The following is a 9,597-nucleotide window of genomic DNA, read 5'->3' on the forward strand; positions in this document are numbered from 1 at the left end:
ACAGACCGGCGGGGGAGTACATTGTTCGGTGTTCACTGCCACGGCAGGCAGCGGCGAAACATAGCAAAAGGTCAAAGGTTCATGTTCTCCATTGAAAAATCCAGCAAATTAGACAACGTCTGTTATGACATCCGTGGCCCGGTGCTGAAAGAAGCGAAGCGCCTGGAAGAAGAAGGCAACAAAGTTCTTAAGCTCAATATCGGCAACCCTGCCCCTTTTGGCTTTGAAGCGCCCGATGAAATTCTGGTTGATGTGATTCGCAACCTGCCCGGCGCGCAAGGCTACTGCGATTCGAAAGGGCTCTACTCCGCGCGCAAAGCCATCATGCAGCACTACCAGGCTCGTGGCATGCGTGAAGTGACGGTGGAAGATATTTATATCGGCAACGGTGTCTCTGAGCTGATTGTGCAATCAATGCAGGCGCTGTTGAACAGCGGTGACGAAATGCTGGTTCCGGCACCGGATTACCCGCTGTGGACGGCCGCCGTGTCGCTCTCCGGCGGCAAAGCCGTGCACTATCTGTGCGATGAATCTTCTGACTGGTTTCCGGACCTTGACGATATCCGCGCGAAAATTACCCCGCGTACCCGCGGCATTGTGATAATCAACCCGAACAACCCAACCGGCGCGGTCTATTCAAAAGAACTGCTGCTGGAAATCGTTGAGATCGCACGCCAGCATAACCTGATAATCTTCGCCGATGAGATCTATGACAAGATCCTGTATGACGACGCAGAGCACCACTCGATCGCTGCGCTGGCACCGGATCTGTTTACCATTACCTTTAACGGCCTGTCGAAGACCTATCGCGTCGCCGGTTTCCGCCAGGGCTGGATGGTACTCAGCGGGCCGAAAAAACACGCGAAAGGCTATATCGAAGGGCTGGAAATGCTGGCATCGATGCGCCTGTGCGCCAACGTTCCGGCGCAGCACGCAATCCAGACGGCGCTGGGTGGCTATCAGAGCATCAGCGAGTTTATTGTGCCGGGCGGTCGCCTGTACGAGCAGCGCAACCGCGCGTGGGAGTTGATTAACGATATCCCCGGCGTTTCCTGCGTGAAGCCCAACGGCGCGCTCTATATGTTCCCGAAAATTGATGCCAAACGTTTTAATATCCACGACGACCAGAAAATGGTGCTCGACTTCCTGTTGCAGGAGAAAGTTCTGCTGGTGCAGGGTTCCGCCTTTAACTGGCCGTGGCCGGATCATGTGCGCATCGTGACGCTGCCGCGCGAAGATGACCTTGAAATGGCCATCAGCCGCTTCGGGCGTTTCCTCTCGGGTTATCATCAGTAAGCATGACGCGGGGAGGATTTGCATCTTCCCCGACTCTCTGCGCACAATGACTCAGGTCGCAGTCACAGACAAGGTTAACTATGAGTCAGAGTCATTTTTTCGCCCATCTCTCCCGCCTGAAACTTATCAATCGCTGGCCGCTGATGCGCAATGTCCGCACCGAAAATGTGTCTGAACATAGCCTGCAGGTCGCGATGGTTGCCCACGCGCTGGCGGCGATTAAAAACCGCAAGTTCGGCGGTCAGGTGAATGCCGAGCGCATCGCGCTGCTGGCGATGTACCATGATGCATCTGAAGTGCTAACGGGCGACTTACCGACGCCGGTGAAATATTTCAACACGCAGATTGCCCAGGAATATAAAGCCATTGAGAAAATTGCCCAGCAAAAACTGGTCGAAATGGTGCCGGAAGAATTACAGGATATTTTTGCGCCCTTGATCGATGAACAGCACTATAGCGAAGAGGAAAAATCCCTCGTCAAGCAGGCAGATGCGCTGTGCGCGTATTTAAAATGCCTGGAGGAGCTGTCGGCAGGCAACAATGAATTCAGACTGGCGAAATCGCGGCTGGAGAAAACGCTGGATGCCCGGCGCAGCCCGGAAATGGACTATTTTATGCAAATATTTGTGCCAAGTTTTCTGCTGTCGCTGGATGAAATAAGCCAGGATTCTTCGCTGTAAATGGCGCTGCCGGGCCATGCCCGGCAAACGCGTTAAAATGGAAACAACACCGGTATCAATAGCACGCACACCACCATCACCAGTAGCGTGAACGGCACACCCATTTTCACAAAGTCGCTGAAGGTGTAATTCCCCGGTCCCAGCACCAGCGTGTTCACCGGTGACGAGACCGGCGTCATAAACGCGGCGGAAGCGGCCATCGCCACCACCATCGCAAACGGGTACGGCGACACGCCCATCGACTTCGCCGCAGCCAGCGCAATGGGTGCCATCAGTACCGCAGTTGCGGTGTTTGAAATAAACAGCCCAATCACCGCACACATCACAAACAAGCAGGCCAGCATGATATAAGGCCCGTAGCCGCCGCCGACATCCATCAGCCCTTTCACTACCAGATCCACACCACCGGTTTTTTGCAACGCCAGCGCAAAAGGCATCATACCGACGATCAGAATAATACTCGGCCAGTGGATAGCCTTGTAGGCGCTTTCAGCATCGATACAGCGGAATTTCCCCATCAGCATGCAGGCAATGATCGCAGCGACAGGGTTAGGGATTTCATCGGTCAGCATCAGCGCTACCATCAGCATCAGGCAGAATATGGCATGCGGCGCCTGGCTGTGCGCCGGGGACGCCGCGCTCTCCTCCACCGGTAAATTCAGCACCACGAAGTTACGCCCGAGCGTCGCCAGCTGGCTGATAAGCTTCCAGTTGCCAACCACCAAAAAGACATCGCCCAGCTGGAGTTTTTCATCGGTGACCGCCCCCTGGAGCGCTTTGCCGTCGCGTTTGAGGCCGACAACATTTAAACCATAGCGGGTACGAAACGCTATCTCCCGTACCGTTTTGCCGATCAGTTCTGAATCCGGGATCAGCGAAACTTCCGCCATCCCCACATCCAGCGCCTGATCGGAGAAGTACTCGCCGCGCAGGATCATCGGTTCGAGCAACTGTTCGGCGCAAAACTCGCGCAAATCCACCTCGGCAGCGGACATATCAATCAGCAACACATCGCGGGCGCGGAACTCGGAGACACCGTTAACGTTAACGATAACCCGGCGAAAATGCCGCCAGCGTTCGACACCAATCACATTCGCGCCATAGCGCTCGCGCAGACGTAAATCATCCAGCCGCTGGCCGATTAGCGGCGAACCGGGGCGTATCGCCAGGCGACGTGCGCGCCCGGTCAGGTGATACTCTTTAATCAAATCGCGGAAGGTACGACGCTTCCAGCTCTCATGCTGCGTGCTGTCACTTTCCCTTGCCAGCATAAAACGCATCAGCAACATATAAATGATGCCAAGCAGTAAAATCACCAGCCCTAGCGGTGTGACGCTAAAAAAGCCAAAACCCTGTAACCCTTCGCGCAACAACTCGCTATTAACAACCAGATTTGGCGGCGTGGCCACAAGGGTCATCATGCCGCTGATTAGCCCGGCAAAGCTCAGCGGCATCATCAGGCGCGATGGCGAGGCTTGCATGCGCATCGACACACTCAGCACCACCGGGATAAAAATCGCCACCACGCCGGTGGAACTCATAAAGGCACCGAGAAAGGCCACCGTTATCATCAGCAGCACCAACATTTTCGTTTCGCTGCTGCCCGCCATCTGCACCAGCCAACTGCCCACATTGGTGGCGACCCCGGTGCGCACCAGACCTTCGCCGATGATAAACAGCGCGGCGATAAGCACCACGTTAGGATCGCTAAAGCCGGAAAACGCTTCGGTTAACGTCAGCGTGCCGCTCAGTACAAACGCAACAATGACAAACAGCGCCACCGCATCCATACGCACTTTTCCGGTGGCAAAAAGAACAACCGCTACGCCCAGCAAACACAAAACCCAAATCAGTTCACCGTTCACAACGAATCCTTGTGAGTTAATTAAGAGAAACAGCGCGATAAAAAACCCCACACAGGCGGGGCTTAAAAGTTTACGCGTTAAGTGTCACCGCCACCGTTCCGTCAGGCTGCCTTGTCACCGACAACGCTTCCAGGGTGGTGAGCGTAAAATCCACCTCGTCCAGCCGGGGGCTTGCCGCCGGGACATTCACCGCTATCACATGGCAGCCCGCCGCCAGGCCAGAAACAATACCTGCCGGGGCATCTTCTACCACGACGCACTCTGTTGGCGGCAGACCAAGCAGCTTTGCGCCCAGCAGCCAGGCATCCGGCTCCGGTTTCCCGCGTTTGACCTGCTCGGCGGTGATAAACACGTTTGTCGCGGGTAAACCTGCAGCGCGGTGGCGCGCATGGGCAACCGGCGCGGAACCGGACGTCACAATAGCCCACGGAATGCCTGAGGCATCCAGATGATTGAGCAGCGCAATCGCCCCCGGCATCGCGGTGATGCCATCGGTGTCCTGCGCTTCAATTTGCTCAAGGCGGGTAAATTCCTGCGCTATCTCCGCATCCGTACTTCCCGCCATAAAATGGCGCAGCGAGGTAATAGCCTGTTTGCCGTGGATGAAACTCAGCACATCATCGTGTGCGATACCAAACCTGTCAGCCCAGTTACACCAGGCCCGCTCGACGGCGGGCAGGGAATTCACCAGCGTGCCATCCAGATCAAACAGAAATCCTTTACACTGCACACATACCTCCTCAGGCGTTAATAATCTGATTAATTTCGTTACTGCTCAGGTGATACTGACGCGGGCAGGCATGCCACACTTTCAGCATACGTTGATATTTCTCCCACATCGGAGTCTGGGCATTAAAGCCGTGCGTGCCCGCGTCGAAATGGGTGTAGCGGCCTTCCACGTTAACCATAAAGCGCACATAACCGAGATAGCGCGCTTCGGTGGCGGCATCAAAACCGAGGAAGGTTACGCGGCGTTCATCAATGGTATCGGCATCTTTCAGGTTGGTCCAGGAGACATGCAGCGCGTGGTACATCTCCATGATATCAATCACCGTGCGGCAGGTTTCCTCTGTCAGCTCGCCAAACTCGCGATCCAGCTCGCGCATTTGCAGGCCATAACCACGCTCAATAATGGTTTGCAGGCGGCGATAGCGTTCTGCATTGGACGGGTCCAGCATGGTCATCATTTTATATTGATTGGATAAGATCAGACGTTGGGCATTGGTCATTTCCATCTTTCGACTCCTGGGCGCTTCGCCGCGTTTAAATAAGTTAAAACGAGTTTACAGGCTGAAAACGATAGCTTTCTTGATTTGCCGGGGTGTTAAATAAAAAAAGAAGACATTTTTGATGTCTTCTTTTATAGAGAGGTTGAAAAAGGTTTTACAGCTCGTCAAGGAACGTTTTATCCAGCTGCTTAAACGCACGTTTAAGCGTGTCAGCCAGCGCCTGATAATCGGGCTTCCCTTCTACCGGCGCCAGCGCCTGCCCTGCTTCTTGCAGCTTGCCGCGCACTTCATAAAACCAGTGCAGAATAGACGGCGGCAGCGGCGTGACCGAGCGCTTGCCTAACCACCACAGTCCTTGCATCGGCAGACTCAGCGCAAAAAGCGCGGTCGCAACGGCAGGCCCAAGCTGACCGCCCAGCGCGATTTGCCAGCACAGGGTAAACACCGCCAGCGGCGGCATAAAACGGATGGCGTAACGCGTGGCCCGGATAACCCGGTTCTCAACAAACATCGGAGCGAGGCGTTTTTCCATAGGCCAGGACTTCGAATAGTGCTGCCCGCGACGAAATAAACTAAAGAAACTGACGGGGCGATTGTCGGAAGTGGACATGGTTTACCTCAACTTCACATATAAATATTAAAAAAATTGTGCAAAACAACAACTGTGAGTAACGACATTAAAATTTTTTGTCATTCAGACCACCTATCGGGTATCCTGTGGCAGCCTGGAACCGGGCTATTAGACGATCATCTATAATTCGTCAAATTTTAGCGCATTATGACACTGCCTGAAAATTGCGCAAAATAGCTTAAAATCTTATGTATTCTTTTCATCATGTCAAAATTTTGTCCTGACATGATGTTAATCATAAATGTCAGCGTCAACCTGCGCTACGCTGTGCGACCCACTGACTTTTTTTTAGCCACGTATCATAAATAGGTACTTCCATGTCGAGTAAGTTAGTACTGGTTCTGAACTGCGGTAGCTCCTCACTGAAATTCGCAATCCTTGATGCTGTGAACGGTGACGAGTACCTCTCTGGTTTAGCCGAATGTTTCCACCTTCCTGAAGCACGCATCAAGTGGAAAATTGATGGCGGCAAACAAGAAGCGGCTTTAGGTGCAGGTGCCGCTCACAGCGAAGCGCTGAACTTTATCGTTAACACTATTCTGGCACAAAAACCAGAACTGTCTGCACAGCTGACCGCAATTGGTCACCGTATCGTGCACGGTGGCGAAAAATATACCAAATCCGTTATTATTGATGAGACCGTTATTCAGGGTATCAAAGATGCTGCATCTTTTGCACCGCTGCATAACCCGGCTCACCTGATTGGTATCGCCGAAGCACTGAAATCCTTCCCGAATCTGAAAGATAAGAACGTTGCCGTGTTCGACACCGCGTTCCACACTACGATGCCGGAAGAGTCTTACCTGTATGCCCTGCCGTACAAACTGTACAAAGAGCACGGCATCCGCCGCTATGGCGCACACGGCACCAGCCACTTCTATGTGACTCAGGAAGCTGCGAAAGTCCTGAACAAACCGGTTGAAGAGCTGAATATTATCACCTGCCATCTGGGCAACGGTGGTTCTGTTTCCGCTATCCGTAACGGTAAATGCGTTGATACCTCTATGGGTCTGACCCCGCTGGAAGGTCTGGTGATGGGTACGCGTTCCGGTGATATCGATCCGGCTATCGTGTTCCACCTGCACGATACGCTGGGCATGAGCGTTGAAGCCATCAACAAAATGCTGACGAAAGAGTCTGGCCTGCTCGGTCTGACCGAAGTCACCAGCGACTGCCGTTATGTAGAAGATAATTATCAGGACAAAGAAGACGCAAAACGCGCGATGGACGTCTACTGCCACCGCCTGGCGAAATACATCGGTTCTTACACTGCGCTGATGGACGGTCGTCTGGATGCGGTGATTTTCACCGGCGGTATCGGTGAAAACGCGGCGATGGTGCGCGAACTGTCGCTGGGCAAACTGGGCGTTCTGGGCTTCGAAGTTGATCACGAACGTAACCTGGCCGCGCGTTTCGGCAAATCCGGTTTTATCAATAAAGAAGGCACCCGTCCGGCTATCGTTATCCCGACCAACGAAGAGCTGGTTATTGCACAAGATGCGAGCCGCCTGACCGCCTGATTGCTTACACCGCCAGCCAACGCTGGCGGTGCTGTTTTGTAACCCGTCGATGACGACGGTAACGAAAGAGGATTAACCGTGTCCCGTATTATTATGCTGATCCCTACCGGAACCAGCGTCGGCCTGACCAGCGTCAGTCTTGGCGTTATCCGCGCTATGGAACGCAAAGGCGTCCGTTTGAGCGTCTTTAAACCGATTGCCCAGCCTCGCGCGGGCGGCGATGCACCCGACCAGACCACCGCCATCGTGCGTGCAAACTCTGGCCTGCCGGCCGCTGAACCGCTGAAGATGAGCCACGTTGAGTCACTGCTCTCCGGCAACCAGAAAGATGTGCTGATGGAAGAGATAATCGCACGCTACCACGAAAGCGCCAAAGACGCAGAGGTGGTGCTGGTTGAAGGCCTGGTGCCGACCCGTAAACACCAGTTCGCGCAGTCGCTGAACTTTGAAATTGCCAAGACCCTGAATGCCGAAATCGTGTTCGTGATGTCGCAGGGAACTGACACGCAAGAGCAGCTCAAAGAGCGTATCGAACTGACGCGTAACAGCTTCGGCGGCGCGAAAAACACCAATATCAAAGGCGTTATCATTAACAAGCTGAATGCGCCGGTTGATGAGCAGGGCCGTACCCGCCCGGATCTGTCCGAGATCTTTGATGATTCGTCAAAAGCGAAAGTGGTCAATATCGATCCGGCGACCTTGCAGGAATCCAGCCCGCTGCCGGTACTGGGCGCAGTGCCGTGGAGCTTCGATCTGATTGCCACGCGTGCTATCGATATGGCGCGTCACCTGAATGCGACCATCATCAACGAAGGTGATATCAAAACTCGCCGCGTTAAATCCGTGACCTTCTGTGCGCGCAGTATTCCGCACATGCTGGAACACTTCCGCCCAGGCTCCCTGCTGGTGACTTCCGCAGACCGTCCGGACGTGCTGGTTGCCGCGTGCCTCGCGGCAATGAATGGCGTGGAAATCGGTGCGCTGCTGCTGACCGGCGGTTACGAAATGGACGCCAGCATCAGCAAACTGTGCGAACGCGCATTTGCCACCGGCCTGCCGGTCTTTATGGTCAACACCAACACCTGGCAGACCTCGCTGAGCCTGCAAAGCTTCAACCTGGAAGTGCCGGTTGATGACCACGAGCGTATCGAGAAAGTTCAGGAATATGTTGCCGGTTATATCAATGCCCAGTGGATTGATTCTCTGACCGCGACGTCCGAGCTGAGCCGCCGCCTCTCTCCGCCTGCGTTCCGTTACCAGCTGACCGAGCTGGCGCGCAAAGCCGGCAAACGTGTTGTGCTGCCGGAAGGCGACGAACCGCGTACCGTGAAAGCGGCGGCCATCTGTGCCGAGCGCGGTATCGCGACCTGCGTGCTGCTGGGTAATCCGGAAGAGATCAACCGTGTCGCTGCGGCGCAAGGCGTTGAGCTGGGTGCCGGTATCGAAATCGTCGATCCGGAAGTGGTACGTGAAAGCTATGTTGCGCGCCTGGTTGAGCTGCGTAAGAGCAAAGGCATGACCGAAGCCGTCGCCCGCGAGCAGCTGGAAGACAACGTGGTGCTCGGTACGCTGATGCTGGAGCAGGACGAAGTCGATGGCCTGGTTTCCGGTGCTGTTCACACCACCGCGAACACCATTCGCCCGCCGCTGCAGCTGATTAAAACCGCACCGGGCAGCTCGCTGGTCTCTTCCGTGTTCTTTATGCTGCTGCCGGAACAGGTTTATGTTTACGGCGACTGCGCTATCAACCCGGATCCGACCGCTGAGCAGCTGGCTGAGATTGCTATCCAGTCTGCGGACTCCGCAACTGCCTTTGGTATCGAGCCGCGCGTGGCAATGCTCTCCTACTCTACCGGTAACTCCGGCGCGGGTAGCGATGTTGAGAAAGTGCGTGAAGCGACCCGTCTGGCGCAGGAAAAACGCCCGGATCTGGTTATCGATGGCCCGCTGCAGTATGACGCTGCGGTGATGGCAGACGTCGCCAAATCCAAAGCGCCGAACTCGCCGGTGGCTGGCCGCGCGACCGTGTTCATCTTCCCGGACCTGAACACTGGTAACACCACTTACAAAGCGGTACAGCGCTCTGCCGACCTGATCTCCATCGGGCCGATGCTGCAGGGTATGCGCAAACCGGTTAACGACCTGTCCCGTGGCGCGCTGGTAGACGATATCGTTTATACCATCGCACTGACGGCGATTCAGGCCTCTCAGCAGTAATCTGCGAGAACAAAAAAGGCGACCTTAACGGTTAATGCCGGTCACTTAAGGTGACCGGCATTGTTTTTAACAGGATATTTCGGCCTTTTTTGCCTCACTTCCCTTTCATATTCCCGTTCCCTCCTCGGCGGTAGTTTCAGCATCGCCGCATTACTATAA

General features: G+C 54.7%; 8 protein-coding genes. 4 read left to right on the forward strand and 4 right to left on the reverse strand.

Going from position 1 to position 9,597, the window contains the following annotated elements; translation table 11 throughout:
- Positions 1-81: 81 nt before the first annotated feature.
- Both alaA and yfbR read left to right on the forward strand, forming a co-directional pair.
- On the forward strand, positions 82-1,296 hold the full coding sequence (gene alaA, locus ACTU3N_RS17050) for an alanine transaminase AlaA (RefSeq protein ID WP_443087312.1): 1,215 nt from the start codon (positions 82-84) through the stop codon (positions 1,294-1,296).
- Positions 1,297-1,376: 80 nt separating this feature from the next.
- A complete protein-coding gene (gene yfbR / locus ACTU3N_RS17055) occupies positions 1,377-1,976 on the forward strand; it encodes a 5'-deoxynucleotidase (protein WP_443087313.1) in 600 nt (199 codons plus the stop codon).
- Between the two features lie 32 nt (positions 1,977-2,008).
- On the opposite strand, the gene ACTU3N_RS17060 is transcribed toward yfbR, so the two are convergent.
- The 4 genes from ACTU3N_RS17060 to yfbV all read right to left on the reverse strand — a co-directional run bounded on the left by ACTU3N_RS17060 (position 2,009) and on the right by yfbV (position 5,680).
- Positions 2,009-3,841 (reverse strand): SLC13 family permease, encoded by a 1,833-nt coding sequence (locus ACTU3N_RS17060; protein WP_443087314.1) that lies wholly within the window; start codon positions 3,839-3,841, stop codon positions 2,009-2,011.
- A gap of 70 nt (positions 3,842-3,911) precedes the next feature.
- Positions 3,912-4,571: a sugar phosphatase gene (locus ACTU3N_RS17065; protein WP_443087315.1), complete on the reverse strand. Its 660-nt coding sequence runs from the start codon at positions 4,569-4,571 to the stop codon at positions 3,912-3,914.
- Positions 4,572-4,581: 10 nt separating this feature from the next.
- Positions 4,582-5,076, reverse strand: a complete 495-nt coding sequence (locus tag ACTU3N_RS17070; RefSeq protein WP_443087316.1) for a YfbU family protein — start codon at positions 5,074-5,076, stop codon at positions 4,582-4,584.
- A gap of 148 nt (positions 5,077-5,224) precedes the next feature.
- Positions 5,225-5,680, reverse strand: coding sequence for a terminus macrodomain insulation protein YfbV (yfbV, locus tag ACTU3N_RS17075; RefSeq protein ID WP_443087317.1), 456 nt, complete (start codon positions 5,678-5,680; stop codon positions 5,225-5,227).
- A gap of 338 nt (positions 5,681-6,018) precedes the next feature.
- Between yfbV and ackA the strand changes: the two genes are divergently transcribed.
- Both ackA and pta read left to right on the forward strand, forming a co-directional pair.
- Complete coding sequence (ackA, locus tag ACTU3N_RS17080; RefSeq protein ID WP_443087318.1) at positions 6,019-7,221, forward strand: acetate kinase; 1,203 nt, start codon at positions 6,019-6,021, stop codon at positions 7,219-7,221.
- A 93-nt stretch (positions 7,222-7,314) separates the two neighbouring features.
- Positions 7,315-9,438, forward strand: coding sequence for a phosphate acetyltransferase (gene pta / locus ACTU3N_RS17085; protein WP_443087319.1), 2,124 nt, complete (start codon positions 7,315-7,317; stop codon positions 9,436-9,438).
- The last annotated feature ends 159 nt before the right edge of the window (positions 9,439-9,597 follow it).

This window comes from Vagococcus sp. WN89Y (assembly GCF_052220145.1).
GTDB lineage: Bacteria > Pseudomonadota > Gammaproteobacteria > Enterobacterales > Enterobacteriaceae > Kosakonia.

Bases quoted from the DNA above. Each gene is read 5' to 3' on its own strand.
- alaA (WP_443087312.1), top strand. From the start codon at position 82: ATGTTCTCCATTGAAAAATCCAGCAAATTAGACAACGTCTGTTATGAC.
- yfbR (WP_443087313.1), top strand. From the start codon at position 1,377: ATGAGTCAGAGTCATTTTTTCGCCCATCTCTCCCGCCTGAAACTTATC.
- ACTU3N_RS17070 (WP_443087316.1), bottom strand. From the start codon at position 5,076: ATGGAAATGACCAATGCCCAACGTCTGATCTTATCCAATCAATATAAA.
- yfbV (WP_443087317.1), bottom strand. From the start codon at position 5,680: ATGTCCACTTCCGACAATCGCCCCGTCAGTTTCTTTAGTTTATTTCGT.
- ackA (WP_443087318.1), top strand. From the start codon at position 6,019: ATGTCGAGTAAGTTAGTACTGGTTCTGAACTGCGGTAGCTCCTCACTG.
- pta (WP_443087319.1), top strand. From the start codon at position 7,315: ATGCTGATCCCTACCGGAACCAGCGTCGGCCTGACCAGCGTCAGTCTT.